The following is a 16697-nucleotide window of genomic DNA, read 5'->3' on the forward strand; positions in this document are numbered from 1 at the left end:
CAAAACCCGCCATTCCTGTGAAAGGAATGGCGGGTTTTTTGTTGCCTGTGAGATCGCTTTAGTCGGATCGCCGCCCGGAGCAAGCCCGCTCCCACACTTTGATCTTCAGTGAACACAAAACAGGCGAACCACTTAGATCAACTGTAGGAGCGAGCCTGCTCGCGAAGAGGCCCGAGAGACCACCACAAAACTCGCAGCCTGACATGCTGTTGTGGCGAGGGAGCTTGCTCCCGCTGGGCTGCGAAGCAGCCCCAAAACCATTCACCGCCGTTTTTCAGGTAGACCGCCTATGCCGGAAGAGCGGCCGCTTCGCAGCCGAACGGGGATAAATCCCCTCGCCACAGGCAATCGTCTGCAGCAGGTTCTTCGCTAGGCTTGCGGAACAAAATTATCCAGCATCCGATTCACCGCCAACTCCCCCAGCATCACCACCTGCTGAATCCCCAGCACCGTGTTGCGATGCGAACCCTCCATCAACCCCGCGAAATCACTCAACATCACACTCGCCGACGCCAGGGTTTCACAGGCATTGACCAGCAGCGTCTTGTCGTTGGTGTCGGGAGCAATGGAATAAATCGTGCTCGGTTTACGCGGCGTGTCTTTGGGAATGACCGGTTTGAGGTAGTAGTCGAGCGCGCGGTCGGCGGCTTCGTTGAGTTTTTTGGAATCGGTGGTTTCGTAGGGGGAAACGTCGTCGGTTTTCGGGTGGGTTGGGTGTGATCTTGAACATGGTGAAACTCCTACAATAAATGGAGCCACCAAGACCTGTCGCTAAACAAGTAAGGGTGGCGGCTGCACGCAGGTTAGCGAACCGGGTGTAGGCGCCCGGCAGACCCGAAGGTCTCCCGCGCACAGCCGCCATGACATCAATCGCAGGCAAGAACTATCTGCAAGAGAGTGTGGAGCGCTGTTGCGCCTACAAAGGTTCGGGTCGCTAAACCCGATCGCTGATTTGTCAGCGACCGGGAAACAATAGGCCCCGGCCCTTAGGCGCACAAGCCGGCGGATTCTGGCGCAGTCGTAGGCAACGGCGCAAGGATGTGTAGCCTGAGAGAGTGTCTGGAGATGTCTTTTAAACATCGCTGTTTATTTCTCACTCAGGTATCGGAGTAGAGACAAGGACAGATAAATAAATGCGTTACCTTTGCCCATGCGCTGTTCCGACATAGTGGATACCGATCTTTCGTCAACGAATACAAATGGTCGGACGTTGTCCGTTCGCAGCAAATGACTGGTAAACCCATCTATCAGGAATAGAGGAATTTGGGATGATTGCAATGTGGTAGACATTGACGCCGTTCGGCTCCCCTGTGTGCAAGAAAAGATTAGGCGTCCCGGCCACCGGCGAGTACTTGAGGAGTACGGCAGCATGAAACGCTTGCCATCCAGGCCCTGAAAGTATCCTTGTTCCACCGACGCTGTTTATCCAGGCCACCCCTTGCTCGTGATAGAGGTTCTGCTGGTTGACCAGGATGGTTTTCACATTCGTAACGTTCACGTCAAATGTTGTTGAAGTTCCGATATGGTCGGTGACGGTAATCGTTGCCGTTCCATTGCCTTCACTTCTCACCCAACCCATTTGGTCGACCGACGCGATAGACGTTGATGACGACAGATATTGGTAAGGGGGAACTCCACCTGAAACGTCTTTACGTCCAGCGGTGCGCTCGGGGTCATTTCCTGTCTTGATCCAGTTCAACCCCGAACCTGCGATCAAATAGTTGAGACCATCAAGAATAAGTGGCGATGGATCTACTATGAGCCCCGTCTCAATGGTCAAGGTGCGTACATTCGAATAGACATTGCCGCTGTGATAAAGCGATTTGGCGTACAAACGGCGTGCCCCCGCCGCTACGGTGATGGGTCGCTCCCAAACGCCAGTGGTTGCATGGGCAGTCGCCGTCCCCTTGGGCACCGCGCTTGCACCACTGCCGTCATATATTTCGACTTGCAGCCCTTTACTCGCAGCGCCCACCAGTTTCAAAGTGGTGCTGGTTGTGGTTCCAGCCTCTGGAACTTCATTGCCGGTGGCGTCCAGCACGTTGGTGAGCGTCGGCACTATCACAGCGACGGCGAGATGAATATCCAGATACTTGATTGGCGACTGGGCGGAGTTACCCAACTGATCGGACACGACAAAGTCGGCCGGTGTGTTCGGGTCGTCGCCCACTTTCTGAAAGGTGTCTGTGAACAGTTTTTGAATAACCGGTGCCGGTGCATCGGGCACGTCCCATGAAATCGTCTCATCGCCGAGCTGAAAGCGAATGCGGTCGTATGGGCGCCGGTTAGACCAGGTGAACCCGAACTCCACGCCTAGCGCCGCCCGCGCGGCATCGATGCCGTTCGCGATCACGTCGGGCGGGATCACCAGATCGAGGTTCGCCGGGGTGCGCAGGTGGTAAAGCACCAACAAATCCCGGGATACTTCGGAATTTCCACTGGGGCGAGTGACCTTGTAATACAGGCGATTGACGCCATGAATCAGCTGTCCGTGCGGCACGTACAGGCGCACGCGCAGTGTTTCTTCTCCCGGCGCAATGGTCTTGCCGGTCACAGGGATGGGGTCGTCGTTGACATACACATCCACCCGATCATCGACCGCCATGTGCCAGGAGCGCATCTGCAACTCGGTCCACGGATCAGCCAGGCATTCAAGGCCTTGCGGTTGGCCATCGTAAAGCGCCTTGGGGATGCCGCCGTGCGCAATTCCGGCAGGTTTTACCGGAGTTATCCAGCCCTGAATGATCAGGGGATACAGCACAAACAGATCGTTGAACGCGTCAGACTGGATGTCCATCATTCACTCCTGGGTGAGATAAGCTTCTAGTCCTCTCGGGACACAGGGCCATCACACACGGGAGTGGAAGGAATGGCTACTGTCAGAAATAACAGGTTGAGGCGGTTTTCAGACAAATGGTCTCGCTCTCACATTCGCGCGAAGAGGCCCGAAAACCCCCCACAAAACTCGCAGCCTGACAGGCTGTTGTGGCGAGGGAGCTTGCTCCCGCTGGGCTGCGAAGCAGCCCCAAAACCATACACCGCAGTTTTTCAGGGAAACCGTCTGTGCTGGATGACGACTGCTGCGCAGCCGAGCGGGACGATGCGGCGTTCCGAAAAGCTCCCTCGCCACAGGAATGCATTCGCCGTAGGAGCCTCGCTAGCCCTGCGGAACGAAATTATCCAGCATCCTATTCACCGCCAACTCCCCCAGCATTACCACCTGCTGAATCCCCAGCACCGTGTTGCGATGCGACCCCTCCATCAACCCCGCAAAATTACTCAACATCACACTCGCGGACGCCAGGGTTTCACAGGCGTTGACCAATAGCGTTTCGTCATTGGTGTCGGGGGCAATGGAGTAGATGGTGCTGGGCTTGCGCGGGGTGTCTTTGGGAATGACCGGTTTTAGGTAGTAGTCGAGGGCGCGGTCGGCGGCTTCGTTGAGCTTTTTGGAGTCGGTGGTTTCGTAAGGGGAAACGTCGTCGGTTTCGGGTGGGTTGGGTGTGATCTTGAACATGGTGAAACTCCTTGATCAATGAGGCCTCCACGCATCGCTGCTAAACGAAAATAAGGGTGGCGACCGTACGCGGGTTAGCAGACCAGGGATCAAGGAACCCGGCGCACCGAAGTGCCCCACGCACAGTCACCAAAACGCCAATCAGGAGGCAAAAAAGCCGACTGATCAAGAGGGGACATTGCGTGCCTTGATATTTACCGAGCTGCTAAACCCGATCGCTGCATTTGCAACGACACGGAAACGATAGAGCGAGGAGTCAAGGCGCACAAGCCGGCGGATTCTGGCGCAGTCGTAGGCAACGGCGCAAGGATGTGTAGCCTGAGTGAGTGTCTGGAGATGTCTTTTAAACATCGCCGTTTAACATCAAAAGATTGTCGGAAACCTGCGATCTTTCGGGCTGACACATCAGACAGGTCATGCCAACTTTCAAACCACCGTCAAACCCCTTACATCGGCTCCGGCGGCCCAATCAACCGCCCCATCACCCCAAACAACCCCAGCTCCCGGATCACCTCCAATTCCCCTTTGGTCTCGACCATTTCCGCAATCAACGGCAAATCAATGCTGTTCGTCGCCCGGTAGATCGCATCAATAAACAGCCGCTTGTCACTTTGCTCATCAATGTGCCGGATGTACGCCCCATCGATTTTCAGGTACGCCAAACCTAGCTGCGTCAGGTTGCCGATCTGGCTGAAGCTGCCGCCGAAGTGCTGCAAACCGATGCGGTAACCGGTGTCGAGCAGGCTGTGGCTCAGGCGTTGTAATTCATCGGGGGGTGGCAGTTGGCGTTCGTCGATTTCCAGTATCAGCAGATGGGCCAGTTCGGGCAGTGATTCAAGCATGTCGATGATTTGTCGCAGTTGCACCGGGTCGCGCAGGCTGCTGCCGGACAGGCTTAACGCCAGGGGCCAGCGGTTGACGATGAGGTAGTCGAGGGTGGCTTCGAGCATCGCCAGGTCGAACCGTGCCGACCAGCCGAGACGCTCGATCCACGGCAGGAAGTGCCCGGCGGCAATGGCCTCGCCCTGCGGGTCGAGCAGGCGCGCGAGGACTTTGTGGTGCAGCACTTGGCTGGTGTCGGCGCATTGCACGACGGGTTGGAAATACAGCTGCATTTTGCCCTCGGTCAACGCGTCGTCGATCCAGCTGCGCCAATCGTGTTGGGAGTGGCTCGTCGCGGTATCGGAACGCGCCAGATGCACCCACGGCCGCTCGGGATGTTGTTGAGCCTGGGCCAGCGCTTGATCGAGGCGCAGCAGGACGTTGCTGGCCGGTTCGCCGGGCTGATAGGCGACCACGCCCAAGTGCGCCACCGGCATGCAATCGCTGGCGCCAGTCAGGCGCAGATTTTCCAGGGTGGCGCTGATTTCCGAGGCCAGGCGGGCGGCTTCGGTACTGTCCAGTCCCGGTGTCAGCAGGCTGAATTCACCACCACGGTTGCGTGCCGCCAGCCAGGTGCGCCGTTCCGGCAGCTGCGTCAGACGCTTGAGCAACTCGCCGACGGCGCTGATCAGCCTATCGGTGCGCTGACCGCCCAGGCGTTGGTTGAGGCCGATCAGGTCGTTGATCCGCAACATCATCAGATGGCCGTCGCTGCTTTGCTCGGAGACCAACAAATGGTCGGCCAGTTGTTCATCCAGCAAGCGTCGATTGGCCAGGCCCGTGAGGCTGTCCTGATAGGATTCGGCGCGCAGTTTTTCGCTGCGCGTGGCCTCTTCGGTGAACAGCGCCTTGAGCTTTTCGACCATCTGATTCATGGCCAGCACCACGCGCCTCAGTTCCGGTGTGCGTGGCAGTTTTGGCAGGCTGAGGAACTCGCGTTTGCTGATGGCTTCGGCTTGCCTGACCATTTTGTCGAGCGGGCGCAATTGCCGGCGTAATAACCATCCACCGAACACCGCGCTGAGCAATCCGCAGATCAACAGCCAGATCAGGCTGCCAAGGGTGCTGTCCCAGAGTTTGGCCAGGGCGAACTGCGGATTGCTCAGCACTTCGACCCGCGCCACCTGTTCCCAGCCGCGCATGATCAGCGCGTCGCCACCTTCCGGACGCAGGTCGACCAGACTCACAAACCAGCCGGGCACGCCTTCGATCTGCGCCGGTGCGCTGCGCTCCACCAACACCTTTGCATCAACGATATTGACGACGCGGATGCTGCGGAAATAGCCGCTGTCGAAAATCGAGCTGACCATCAATTCGGTCATCGCCGGGTCGCCGATTTGCGCGGTCAGCGACAGGCCCAGCGCCGTGGCGGCGTCCTGAGCGTGGGAGCGTAACTGGCCGAGCATCTGTTCGCGAGAGCTTTCCAGGCTGACAAAAAAACTGCCGCTGAAGGCCACCAGCAAGAATAGGCAAATGGCGAAAAACAACTGTTTGCGCAGTGACATAAAACGCTCCTTGCGATGGCGGTTAGCCTTCGCCCACGGCGAACCCTTCGACTTGCATCTTTTTCAACACGTCCTGCCAACGCGACAGTTTTTTCGAGTCGCTGCTGCGTTTGCCACCATTGGCGCCCGGCAAGTACAGGCCTTCGGCATTGAAGGCGTACACCGGCAGCAGGTCTTTGCGTTGGGAGGCGGGGCGGATTTCGCCGATCAGGTTGTCGAGCACCAGCGGCTCGGCCGTGGGGCTGCTGTAGAAGGTCAGCACCATGTGCGCCTGGTTCTGAGTCAGGGCTTTGACGTAGGTGATGCGCAGTTTCTCGCTGGGAATCCCGAGTTGGCGCAGGCTGAAATATTTCGCCAGGGCGTAGTCTTCGCAGTCGGCGGCGCCCTTGATCAAGGATTCTTCCGGCGTGGCCCAGTAATCGGTCTGACGCCAGATGCGTGTGTCGTCCTGAAAATTCAGCTGTTGATTGAAGAAGCGATTGACCGCGTTCAGTTGCTCGCGCTCGGGTTGGTTGAGTTCGCTCTTGAGCATTTGACTCCAGGCCTCGATTCTTCCTTGGGCGGGGCCGAGCGGGCCGTAGCGCTTTTCGGCAATTTGCAGGATCTGCGCAAAGTCCCAGTTGGCCCAGACACTGCCCAGCCCCGTCAGCAGAAAACTGGCCAGCAGCAGCCATCCGCCGAGCCGAAGTCGGAGCGTTGACCCTCCTGGACTACGCCGGCGACGGGACATGTCTGGCTGCTCGGGTGCAGATGACTGAAGTCTAGGCGGTGTTTTCAGCGAGGCAGGACAAAATCGTCGGGTTGGCACACGGACCTGTAGCAGCTGGCGAAGCCTGCGTTCGGCTGCGCAGCAGTCGTAAACCCTGAATCCCGGATTTGTTTGCAAGACCGTGTTGCCTCATTTCACGACTGCTGCGCAGCCGAACGCAGGCTTCGCCAGCTGCTACAGGGATCGGGGTGTTTTCAGGACTTGCGCAGGGTTTTCTGTCTGAGGATGTAGATCGTCACCAGCACCGCGCTGGTCAGCATGAATCCCCGCGCCCACATCAGGGGCACCAGGTAGCAGGAGAACAGGATGCTGACCCACATCAGGCCGATCGCGTAGACCTTGCCCTTGAGCGGGATGCCGTTGCCGTCGAGGTAGTCGCGAATCCACGGGCCAAGCCGCGGATGTCCCACCAGCCACTGATAAAAGCGTGGCGAACGACGGGCGAAACAGGCGGCCGCCAACAGCAGGAAAGGTGTGGTGGGCAATATCGGCAGGAAAATCCCGATCACCCCCAGCGCTACGCTCAGCCAGCCGACGGCCAGCAGCACGTAACGCAACATCAGGGAGCGGTTGCCTATGGGGTTGTCCATAGGCAAAACCTTAGTGGTGACGTGGCTTGAGGATCGCCGGTTTTTCGTCTGGCGCCTGGCACAGCAGGTACAGCGCGGTCAGGGCTTCCGGGATCTGCACGATCATGTCGTCCATCAGGTTGGCGTCTTTGGCGATGTCTTCGAACTCAGGCTGTTCGTCGAACAGACCCGAACCGACCATGATCGGCAGCAGCATTTCGCTGACTTCGTCTTCGGCGGTTTCGAACCAGGCCGCTTCGCGCAGGAACACGCCTTCCATGAAACCGATGCACCAGCCGCGCAAGTCGGAATCGTCCGGCTCCTCGCCCAAGTCCAGGTCGCACGGCAGCTCGAATTCTTCATCGGCAGCCAATTGGCGAGCGATGTGAGCCTTGAGGGCCAGCAGGGTGGATTCGATCGCTTCACGCTCGGTGTCGTCGGCGTAATGCGGCTCTTCAGCGAAGAGGGCGTCGATCCATTCACGATCCGGAACCTCTTCGGAACAGATCGAAAGCGCAGTGAGGTAGCCGTGGGCGGCCACGTAGTCCAGCGCCTCGTCATGCAGTTCGTCGGCGTCGAGGAAGACTTGCAGGCGGGTTAGTTGCTCAGCGAAGGACATTAAAGGGCTACCTTGGGGAATTAAACAGATGCGGGAATTCTAGGCCTTCTTGAGCGGTCAGGCCAGCCGCGCGGGATATTTGCACCCTGAGACCTCACAAACACCGCAATCCCTGTGGGAGCGAGCCTGCTCGCGATGAGGCCGGTACATCCAATACATTTATTGCCTGACACGCCGCCATCGCGAGCAGGCTCGCTCCCACAGGTTTGCGGTGCATTGACGTTCGTGTGTCTTCTCAGCGGCACCCTTTGCCGGGCAGGCGTCGGGTATACTCGCGCGTTTTGTGATGCCCTGCTGGCGTCATGGCTGGAATGTGAAGCGTCATGCAATGCGCACTTACGATTTGTCAGTGCAGCCTGCGTGGTTCTGAACCAGCCTTGCAGGGATGTTTTGGTGATTTTTGGAGTTTTTATGCTCGAACAGGCTCAACGCGTCCTCAAGGACATCTTCGGCTACGACAGTTTCCGTGGCCGCCAGGGTGCAATCATTGAGCGCGTGGCCAGTGGCGGCGACGCCCTGGTGCTGATGCCTACCGGTGGCGGCAAATCCTTGTGCTTCCAGGTCCCGGCGCTGCTGCGCGAAGGCCTGGCGGTGGTGGTGTCGCCGCTGATCGCACTGATGGACGATCAGGTCGCGACCCTCGAAGAGCTCGGCGTCGCTGCCGCTGCATTGAACTCCACGCTGAGCGCCGAGCAGCAGCGAGATCTGGCGGCACGGATCAAACGCGGCGAAGTGAAAATGCTGTATCTGGCGCCCGAGCGTCTGGTCCAGCCGCGGATGCTGGCCTTCCTGCAAAGCCTTGAAATCGCCCTGTTCGCCATCGACGAAGCGCATTGCGTGTCCCAATGGGGTCATGACTTCCGTCGCGAATACCTGCAACTGGGCCAGTTGGCGGAGCTGTTCCCCAACGTCCCGCGCATTGCCCTGACGGCCACGGCCGACAAGCGCACCCGCGAAGAAATCGTCGATCGTTTGCATTTGCAGGACGCCGAGCGCTTCCTGTCGAGTTTTGACCGTCCGAACATTTTCTACCGCATCGTGCCCAAGGAGCAGCCGCGCAAGCAGTTGCTGGCGTTCCTTGCCGAACGACGCAGTGATGCCGGCATTGTCTATTGCCTGTCGCGCAAGAAAGTCGACGAAGTCGCGGTGTTCTTGAGCGAGCAAGGCTTCCCGGCGCTGCCGTACCACGCCGGTCTGCCCAACGACACACGGGCCCATCACCAGAAGCGCTTCCTCAACGAAGAAGGCCTGATCATGGTCGCCACCGTGGCGTTCGGCATGGGCATCGACAAGCCCAACGTGCGCTTTGTCGCTCACCTCGATTTGCCGAAATCCCTTGAGGCGTACTACCAGGAAACCGGTCGCGGCGGCCGTGATGGCCTGCCGGCAGATGCCTGGATGGCTTACGGCCTGCAAGACGTGGTGATGCTCAAGCAGATGCTGCAAAACTCCGAAGGTGACGAGCGCCACAAGCGTCTGGAGCAGCACAAGCTCGACGCCATGCTCTCGCTCTGCGAAGAAACCCGCTGCCGTCGGCAAACCCTGCTGGCCTACTTCGACGAAGACATGCCCGAGCCGTGCGGCCATTGCGACAACTGCGTCGATGGCGTGCAGACCTGGGACGCCACCGAGCCGGCCCGTCAGGCGCTCTCGGCGATTTATCGCACCGGCCAGCGTTATGGCGTCGGGCATCTGGTGGACGTTTTGCTGGGCAAGGACAACGAAAAGGTCCGCAGCTTCGGCCATCAACACCTGTCGGTGTATGGCGTAGGCAAGGCAATGGGCGAGAGCGAATGGCGCTCCCTGTTCCGACAGCTGGTGGCCCGTGGTCTGGCCGACATTGACCTCGAAGGCTACGGCGGCCTGCGCCTGAGCGACACGTGCCGACCGCTGCTCAAGGGCGAAGTGACCCTGGAACTGCGTCGTGACCTCAAGCCGCAAACCACCGCCAAAAGCAGCAAGAGCCAGGCGAGCCAGCTGGTTCGTGGCGAGGAACGCGAACAGTGGGAAGCCTTGCGCGCCTTGCGTCGCAAACTCGCTGAAGAACACGGGGTGCCGCCGTACGTCATCTTCCCCGACTCGACACTGCTGGAAATGCTCCGCAGCCAGCCGACCTCGCTGGCCGAGATGGCCACGGTCAGCGGCGTCGGCGCGCGCAAGCTCGAACGTTATGGCGAGGCCTTCCTCGAAGTGCTGGGCGGTCAGGTGGAGGCGCCGAAAGTTGTCGCCGATGTGCGTCACGAGCTGATAACTCTGGCTCGCGCCGGCATGACGCCGCTGCAGATCGCCGGTCAGCTGCAATGCTCGGAAAAGAATGTCTACACCATGCTCGCCGAAGCGATCGGCAAGCAGCAGTTGTCGCTGGAGCAAGCGCTGGACCTGCCTGAAGAATTGATGGGCGAGGTCCAGGATGCCTTTCTGGATGGCGAAGGCGAGTTGCCGCCGGTGTCGGAGATTGCCGCGCTGTTTGCCGGGCGAGTGCCGGAAGGTGTCTTGTACTGCGTTCGAGCGGCACTGCAATCCGAATTTGAGGTTTAAATGACTTGTTACAGTGATGTAACGATTCACTACAGACCGAGCCTTGCCTCAAGCCAAACGCCATGCTTAGCTGACTAATAATTAGTTTTTCTCTATTTCAGTCTAATCATGAGTGTTTTATGCCGTTAACCGATCAACACCGTTTTGGCATGCAACTGGCCCAGATGTCGCGCGGCTGGCGTGCCGAACTGGATCGCCGTCTGGCTGGCCTGGGTCTGTCCCAGGCGCGCTGGCTGGTGCTGCTGCACCTGGCGCGCTTCGAAGAAGCACCGACCCAGCGTGAACTGGCGCAAAGCGTCGGCGTCGAAGGGCCGACCCTGGCGCGGTTGCTCGACAGCCTGGAAACCCAGGGTCTGGTCCAGCGCCAATCGGTGCTGGAAGACCGCCGGGCGAAAAAAATCGTCCTCTGTGCCCCGGCCCGTCCTCTGATCGAACAAATTGAAACCATTGCCCATCAACTGCGCCGCGAACTGTTCGACGGCGTCGACGAGGCGGATTTAAAGATCTGCATGCGTGTCCACGGGCACATTCTGGCCAACCTGGAAAAATCTTGAGGCATAACCGCGCGTCAGCTTTTTGAGATACCCCGTTGGGCAGACTATAAAGAACTACTAGGCAATATCGTGTTCGTACCGGATGTGCGAACGCGTACAAGTTGGTTCTGGTTATCTAAGGGATGCTCATGCTCGAGAGTTGGCACGTTGTATTGCGGTGTTGCGCCAGGCTGATACTGGTCGGTGGCGCTGTCACTTACTCGGCATTGGCCCCTGCGCTGGGATTGGGCGAGATTACCCTTCATTCCGCGTTGAATCAGCCGTTGCGTGCCGACATCGCCCTGGTGGATGTCGGTGGGCTGGAGGAGGGCGAGCTCTCGGTCAGCCTGGCGACGGCGGAAGAATTCACCCGCGCCGGCGTCGATCGGGTGTTCTTCCTCAACGACCTGAAGTTCACGCCGGTCCTGCGGGGCAACCGCAGCCTGATCCGGGTGACCTCCAACAAACCGGTCAACGAACCCTTCCTGAATTTCCTGGTGCAGCTCAATCAGCCCAATGGGCGCTTGCTGCGCGAGTACACGGTGCTGATCGATCCACCGGGTTCACCGGGGATTGTGCCGGCCGACGACGAACCGGCCGCCAGCCCACAAAACTCTCCATTCCCGAGTGTCAAACCGGCCACTGCACCGGCACCCGCGGCGAAGAAACCCGCGCCAGCGCCTGCCGTCGTTCAGCCTGCTGCGCCTGTGCCCGATCCCGTTGCCGAACAACTGGCCGCCAGCGTGCTGCAAAACCAGCAGCTGCAAAAAACCATCGATGAGCTGAATGCGAAGCTTCAGGCACAGGACGAGCAGATCGCTGGCCAGAAAAAACAGGTGATCGAACTGCAAACCCGACTGGCGGAGGTGAAACAGGCGCCGCCGATTACGCCGGTCGCGGTAGCGCCTGCCCCCGTCGTCGTTGAAGAACCCGAGCCAAGCCATTGGCCGCTGATCATCGGCTTGCTGGCGCTGATCGCCTTGGTGCTGCTGGGGCTGTTTGTTCGACGTCAACGCCAGCGGCCTCAGGCATTGCCCGAGTCTTCGCCCGTTGTACCTGTGCGACATGAGCCGATGCTTGAGCGTCCGGCGCAACCGTCGGTGCAACAGCCCATGGTGAAACCCGCTCCCGAACATCGTGAAGAAACGCCAACAGGCGATGTGCTGGAAGGGGTCGGTATTTACCTCGCCTATGGCCGCTTTTCCGAAGCGGTCGGTTTGTTGCGAGAAGCGTTGGTCAAGGAACCCCAGCGCACGGACCTGGCCGTGCAACTGCTGGAAGTCCTGGGTAAACAGGGCGACGTACCCGCTTATGACGCACAGGAACAGAGTCTGCGCGACGGTGGGTTCGACGTAGATAAGCTTCAGGACATCCGTGCCCGCCACCCGAAACTGAGCAATGCGGCACCGATGGCAGTCGCACCCGTCATCACCCCCGTGCAAGAAGCGGCACCTGCCGACGAGTTCCAGTTGAACCTGGATGACCTGTCCATGGATTCCAGCTGGGACCTGGTCAGCCCTTTCGACAGCGCTAAATCTTCAGACGAATCACCCAAGGTTGTAGAGCCCGCGTTCACCTCGAATCTGCACGTGTTGCCCGATGTGTTCGAGATGCCTGACGAGCCGACGCTGGATGAGCCAGAGCTTGAGTGGGTCGCCGAACCGGACTCACAGGCACTGGACGACGATTTTCTCGACGAATTCGGCGATGGCAGCCCGTTACTGAAACTTGAGCCGTTAAATCCGCAGCCGGCCGACCCGACCAGCGCCGATAAACTGGAACAAGCCCAGACCTGTATCGATGACGGCGACGTGGACAGCGCCATCGAACTGCTCAACGAGTTGCTGAAGGAAGGCGACGAGCCGCTCAAGCAGACAGCCCGGAGCCTGTTGGCCGGAATCCGCTGAGCCTCTACTATAGCGGCGCCCTCAGGCTCAGGAGTATTGCCCGTCATGACCACGCGTAAACCGGAAATCATCATCACCTATTGCACGCAATGCCAGTGGCTGTTGCGTGCGGCCTGGCTGGCCCAGGAACTGCTCAGCACCTTTGGCGACGACTTGGGCAAAGTGTCGCTGGTGCCCGGCACTGGTGGGGTTTTCCATATTTTCTGTGACGATGTGCAGATCTGGGAACGCAAGGCCGACGGCGGTTTCCCGGAGGCCAAGGTGCTCAAGCAGCGGGTCCGCGATCAGATCGACCCTGACCGCGACCTCGGCCATAACGACCGCACTCAGTGAGACGCCGCTTCGGCTGCCACGGTCTTTTTGCTTGAGCCGGACAGTCTGCTGGAGACAACGATTGCGACGATGATCAATGCGCCGCCAATCAGCATGCGCAGCGTCGGATTTTCATCGAACAACAGCCAGGCCATGGTGATGCCGTACACCGGCTCCAGGGCGAACACCACGGCGGCCGTGCGCGCCTTGATCACCGCCAGGCTGGCTACGAACAAGCTGTGAGCGACGCCAGTGCAGAACACCCCGAGCAAACCGATCCACAGCCAGTCGATGGCGCGGACTTCGCTCAACTGTGGCGCCGCTGCCGGCAGCAGGCATAGCGCGACCACCACGTTCTGACACAGCGCAGCCTGCACCGGCGGGATTCTTCCTGAGCTGGCGCGGTTGGTCAGCGACAGCAGAGCGAACAGCAAACCTGAACCGACCGCCCAGAGCAGGCCCGTGGTGGCACCACTCGCCAGATCGAACTCAGGCGTGACCAGCACCAGCCCGACACTCACCAGCACCACCAACAGAATTTCATTGGCGCGGATCCGCTCACGGAATATCAGCCCTTCGAGGATCACGGTAAACGCCGGGAAGCTGGCGAAACCCAAGGTCGCGATCGCCACACCGGCCACTTTCACCGCAATGAAAAAACTCACCCAATGCCCGGCCAGCAGCAAACCGCTGAGCACCAGACGGCGCCAGTCCTCCGCTTCGAGTTTCTGCCAGCGCGTGTTGCTGGCGAACCGCGCGAACACCGCCAAGGCGAGGACGGCAAATGCAGCCCGACCAAACACGATGACGGCAGGCGAGGCGGCAGCCAGTTTGCCGAACACACCGGTCAGGCCAAACATCAGTGCGCCGATATGCAGTGCGCCAAGGGCGGTACGGGGAGTCATTGCATTCCTTGATAACTGAGTAGACCCGGGACGACAGACACCGCAGCCCTGTAGCAGCTGGCGAAGCCTGCGTTCGGCTGCGAAGCAGTCGTGAAACGGCACGCACGGTGCATCTGAAAGACCGCGCCGCCTGATATTACGACTGCTTCGCAGCCGAACGCAGGCTTCGCCAGCTGCTACACATTTGACCGCGTAACCCCTAGCGAGTCTGTCGGCAGACTATCGACTTTTGTCGCCAGCCTCGCGCCGCAGTTTGCCCGGAGTCACCCCAAACTCGCGCAATACCGCCGCCGCAAATGCACTCTGAGAACTGTAACCGACCCGACTGGCAATCTCGCCGATCGGCAAGGGTGAATCGCGCAGCAGTCCCACCGCCATATGCAGCCGCCGACTGCGGATGTAATCCATCGGCGTCTGCCCGCATTCAGCGACAAACCGCGCATGCAAGCGGGCGCTGGACAGCCCGGCGACACGTGCCAGATCGGCGACTTGCAGCGGATAAGCCGCGTACTGATCGATGTGCGCATTCAGCGCCGCATACGGCAGGCGCCGACCACCGATCACCTCAGGCTTGGCGTTATTGAGGCTGGCCAATAACAGCACTGCGCCTTGCTGGGCAATCAACGGGTCACTGACCTGACTGCCCGCCAGCCAACTGACCAATTGGCTTTGTCCGGCATCCAGCGGCAAGCGACCGGCGTTGTCGAGCAACCGGCGGCTGGCGTCGGCGTGATCGCCAAGGGACTGCGAAACCCATTGATCGCTCGGCACATCCAGCACCAGGCAACGGCTGCCATTGCTGCTGCCGCACGCATGATGGAAACCCGACGGCACCACCACAAAACTCTGCTGAATCACCTGACTGCCTTGCCCGCCGACCTCGAAGTCCAGCGCACCCGAAAGCCCGAACACCAATTGCGCGTGGTCGTGGCTGTGGACGATCAGGTCTTTGGTGTATTGGCGAAGCGTGAGGATCGGTCTCATCGCAGGTCTCCAGGTCTAGATGCGGCCAGTCTACACCGGCCGGGCGTTGTCACAGGATTGACTCGCGGTTGTCATGGGCAATTAACCGGATCGGCGCAAGCTTGCCAAAACTTGCCCAGAGGGTTGTCCATGACCAGCGCCGAGCTCGCCAAACCCAGCCGTAAGCAACGTGTGCGGACCTTGTGGATTTCCGATGTGCATTTGGGCACCCGGGACTGCCAGGCAGAACATCTGTCGCAGTTCCTCAAGGGCTACCACGCGGACAAGGTCTACCTGGTGGGCGACATCATCGACGGCTGGAAACTGCGCAGCGGCATGTACTGGCCTCAGGCGCACACCAACGTGATTCGCCGCCTGCTGACCATGAGCAAGCGCGGCACCGAGGTGATCTACGTCACCGGCAACCACGACGAATTCCTGCGGCGCTATTCGAAACTGATCCTGGGCAACATCCAGCTGGTGGACGAAGCGGTGCACGTGACCGCCGATGGCCGCCATCTGCTGGTGATCCACGGCGACCAGTTCGACGTGATTACCCGGTATCACCGCTGGCTGGCCTTTCTCGGCGACTCGGCCTACGAATTCACCCTGACCCTCAACCGCTGGCTGAATCACTGGCGCGCGCGTTATGGCTACGGCTACTGGTCGTTATCGGCCTACCTCAAGCACAAGGTGAAAACAGCGGTCAGCTTCATCAGCGATTTTGAAGAAGCCATCGCCCATGAGTGCGTCAAACGCGAGTTGCATGGGGTGGTGTGCGGGCACATTCACCATGCCGAGATTCGCAAGGTCGGCGGGGTGGATTACCTCAATTGCGGGGATTGGGTGGAGTCGTGCACGGCGTTGATCGAGCATTGGGACGGGTCGATCGAGTTGTACCGGTTGGCGGATGCCCAGGCGAGGGAGGCTGAGTTGAAGGCCATTAAAATCGCAGAGCCGGCGTAGGCAGGTCCGACGCCTTCGCGGGCAAGCCTCGCTCCTACAAACACTGCGAAATCTGTAGGAGCGAGCGGTGCGGCGATCCGACTTGCCCGCGAAGAGGCCCGCCCAGACACTGCGGATCTGTCAGGCTGGCGAATGTTCTTCCATCGCCGCCATGTAGATCGAGTTCTTCGGATGCGCAAACAACCGCTCCATCATCGGCTCAAAGAAGCTCAACGGTAACGTCTCGTAAGCCGGATCAAACGCCGCCGCATCGTATTTAGCACAGAACTCGATGGTCGCCTGATACTGCGGATGTCCGCTGAATTGCTCGCGCAAATGCCGATCCATCCCAAGGTGATGGAAGAAGTAATACCCCTGGAATATCCCGTGCTTCTCCACCATCCACAGATTCTCGGCGCTGACGAATGGCTTGAGGATCGCCGCGGCAATGTCCGGGTGGTTGTAGGAACCCAGCGTGTCGCCGATGTCGTGTAGCAGCGCGCAGACCACGTATTCTTCATCACGGCCATCGCGCCAGGCACGGCTGGCGGTTTGCAACGAGTGGGTCAGACGATCCACCGGGAAGCCGCCAAAATCACCCTCCAGCAATTTCAGGTGCGCCACAATCCGTGACGGCAACTGTCGGGCGTAGGCACTGAAGTCAGCGGCGATGATCGCCCAGTCTTCCTGCGTGCCATCCTGCATGTGGGTGAATCGTGCATTGGCGTTCATC

At 59.6% G+C, this 16697-nt stretch carries 14 protein-coding genes and 1 pseudogene; 5 read left to right on the forward strand and 10 right to left on the reverse strand.

Annotated features, from left to right (window positions below):
* Positions 1–369 precede the first annotated feature (369 nt).
* From ACA070_RS07500 to ACA070_RS07530, 7 genes and pseudogenes are all read right to left on the reverse strand, one after another.
* Positions 370–730 (reverse strand): annotated as a pseudogene (locus ACA070_RS07500) (DUF6124 family protein).
* A 456-nt stretch (positions 731–1186) separates the two neighbouring features.
* Complete coding sequence (locus tag ACA070_RS07505; protein ID WP_497450645.1) at positions 1187–2797, reverse strand: immunoglobulin-like domain-containing protein; 1611 nt, start codon at positions 2795–2797, stop codon at positions 1187–1189.
* 360 nt (positions 2798–3157) lie between these two features.
* Complete coding sequence (locus ACA070_RS07510; RefSeq protein ID WP_497450646.1) at positions 3158–3517, reverse strand: DUF6124 family protein; 360 nt, start codon at positions 3515–3517, stop codon at positions 3158–3160.
* A 446-nt stretch (positions 3518–3963) separates the two neighbouring features.
* Entirely contained in the window at positions 3964–5904 is a 1941-nt protein-coding gene (gene lapD, locus ACA070_RS07515) for a cyclic di-GMP receptor LapD (RefSeq protein ID WP_497450647.1), read from the reverse strand.
* 22 nt (positions 5905–5926) lie between these two features.
* Complete coding sequence (gene lapG / locus ACA070_RS07520) at positions 5927–6634, reverse strand: cysteine protease LapG (protein ID WP_497450648.1); 708 nt, start codon at positions 6632–6634, stop codon at positions 5927–5929.
* 233 nt (positions 6635–6867) lie between these two features.
* Entirely contained in the window at positions 6868–7263 is a 396-nt protein-coding gene (locus ACA070_RS07525; protein WP_497450649.1) for a YbaN family protein, read from the reverse strand.
* 10 nt (positions 7264–7273) lie between these two features.
* Positions 7274–7861, reverse strand: a complete 588-nt coding sequence (locus ACA070_RS07530) for a UPF0149 family protein (protein ID WP_497437953.1) — start codon at positions 7859–7861, stop codon at positions 7274–7276.
* A gap of 411 nt (positions 7862–8272) precedes the next feature.
* On the opposite strand from ACA070_RS07530, the gene recQ reads away from it, so the two are divergent.
* The 4 genes from recQ (at position 8273) to ACA070_RS07550 (ending at position 13172) form a co-directional block, all read left to right on the forward strand.
* Positions 8273–10399, forward strand: a complete 2127-nt coding sequence (recQ, locus tag ACA070_RS07535; RefSeq protein ID WP_007895006.1) for a DNA helicase RecQ — start codon at positions 8273–8275, stop codon at positions 10397–10399.
* 119 nt (positions 10400–10518) lie between these two features.
* The gene (locus ACA070_RS07540) at positions 10519–10953 is read left to right on the forward strand and encodes a MarR family transcriptional regulator (RefSeq protein WP_462026117.1); all 435 of its coding nucleotides are present in this window, start codon (positions 10519–10521) and stop codon (positions 10951–10953) included.
* A 128-nt stretch (positions 10954–11081) separates the two neighbouring features.
* Complete coding sequence (locus tag ACA070_RS07545; RefSeq protein WP_497450650.1) at positions 11082–12839, forward strand: motility hub landmark protein FimV; 1758 nt, start codon at positions 11082–11084, stop codon at positions 12837–12839.
* A 45-nt stretch (positions 12840–12884) separates the two neighbouring features.
* Positions 12885–13172, forward strand: a complete 288-nt coding sequence (locus ACA070_RS07550; protein ID WP_461957743.1) for an Rdx family protein — start codon at positions 12885–12887, stop codon at positions 13170–13172.
* On the opposite strand, the gene ACA070_RS07555 is transcribed toward ACA070_RS07550, so the two are convergent.
* A complete protein-coding gene (locus ACA070_RS07555) occupies positions 13166–14056 on the reverse strand; it encodes a DMT family transporter (RefSeq protein ID WP_497450651.1) in 891 nt (296 codons plus the stop codon). The two genes, ACA070_RS07550 and ACA070_RS07555, sit on opposite strands and share 7 nt — an antisense overlap.
* 219 nt (positions 14057–14275) lie before the next feature.
* Complete coding sequence (locus tag ACA070_RS07560; RefSeq protein ID WP_497450652.1) at positions 14276–15040, reverse strand: helix-turn-helix transcriptional regulator; 765 nt, start codon at positions 15038–15040, stop codon at positions 14276–14278.
* A gap of 129 nt (positions 15041–15169) precedes the next feature.
* Here ACA070_RS07560 and ACA070_RS07565 point away from each other — a divergent pair, with 129 nt between their 5' ends.
* Positions 15170–15985, forward strand: a complete 816-nt coding sequence (locus ACA070_RS07565) for a UDP-2,3-diacylglucosamine diphosphatase (RefSeq protein ID WP_461957746.1) — start codon at positions 15170–15172, stop codon at positions 15983–15985.
* Positions 15986–16105: 120 nt separating this feature from the next.
* Here ACA070_RS07565 and ACA070_RS07570 read toward each other — a convergent pair whose 3' ends face one another.
* Complete coding sequence (locus tag ACA070_RS07570) at positions 16106–16696, reverse strand: HD domain-containing protein (RefSeq protein WP_497450653.1); 591 nt, start codon at positions 16694–16696, stop codon at positions 16106–16108.
* Position 16697 lies beyond the last annotated feature (1 nt).

The sequence above is a fragment of the Pseudomonas sp. LBUM1678 genome, assembly GCF_059695575.1.

Coding starts and splice junctions, on each gene's coding strand:
- ACA070_RS07505 (WP_497450645.1), bottom strand. CDS start 2,797: ATGGACATCCAGTCTGACGCGTTCAACGATCTGTTTGTGCTGTATCCC.
- ACA070_RS07510 (WP_497450646.1), bottom strand. CDS start 3,517: ATGTTCAAGATCACACCCAACCCACCCGAAACCGACGACGTTTCCCCT.
- lapD (WP_497450647.1), bottom strand. CDS start 5,904: ATGTCACTGCGCAAACAGTTGTTTTTCGCCATTTGCCTATTCTTGCTG.
- lapG (WP_497450648.1), bottom strand. CDS start 6,634: ATGTCCCGTCGCCGGCGTAGTCCAGGAGGGTCAACGCTCCGACTTCGG.
- ACA070_RS07525 (WP_497450649.1), bottom strand. CDS start 7,263: ATGGACAACCCCATAGGCAACCGCTCCCTGATGTTGCGTTACGTGCTG.
- ACA070_RS07530 (WP_497437953.1), bottom strand. CDS start 7,861: ATGTCCTTCGCTGAGCAACTAACCCGCCTGCAAGTCTTCCTCGACGCC.
- recQ (WP_007895006.1), top strand. CDS start 8,273: ATGCTCGAACAGGCTCAACGCGTCCTCAAGGACATCTTCGGCTACGAC.
- ACA070_RS07540 (WP_462026117.1), top strand. CDS start 10,519: ATGCCGTTAACCGATCAACACCGTTTTGGCATGCAACTGGCCCAGATG.
- ACA070_RS07545 (WP_497450650.1), top strand. CDS start 11,082: ATGCTCGAGAGTTGGCACGTTGTATTGCGGTGTTGCGCCAGGCTGATA.
- ACA070_RS07550 (WP_461957743.1), top strand. CDS start 12,885: ATGACCACGCGTAAACCGGAAATCATCATCACCTATTGCACGCAATGC.
- ACA070_RS07555 (WP_497450651.1), bottom strand. CDS start 14,056: ATGACTCCCCGTACCGCCCTTGGCGCACTGCATATCGGCGCACTGATG.
- ACA070_RS07560 (WP_497450652.1), bottom strand. CDS start 15,040: ATGAGACCGATCCTCACGCTTCGCCAATACACCAAAGACCTGATCGTC.
- ACA070_RS07565 (WP_461957746.1), top strand. CDS start 15,170: ATGACCAGCGCCGAGCTCGCCAAACCCAGCCGTAAGCAACGTGTGCGG.
- ACA070_RS07570 (WP_497450653.1), bottom strand. CDS start 16,696: ATGAACGCCAATGCACGATTCACCCACATGCAGGATGGCACGCAGGAA.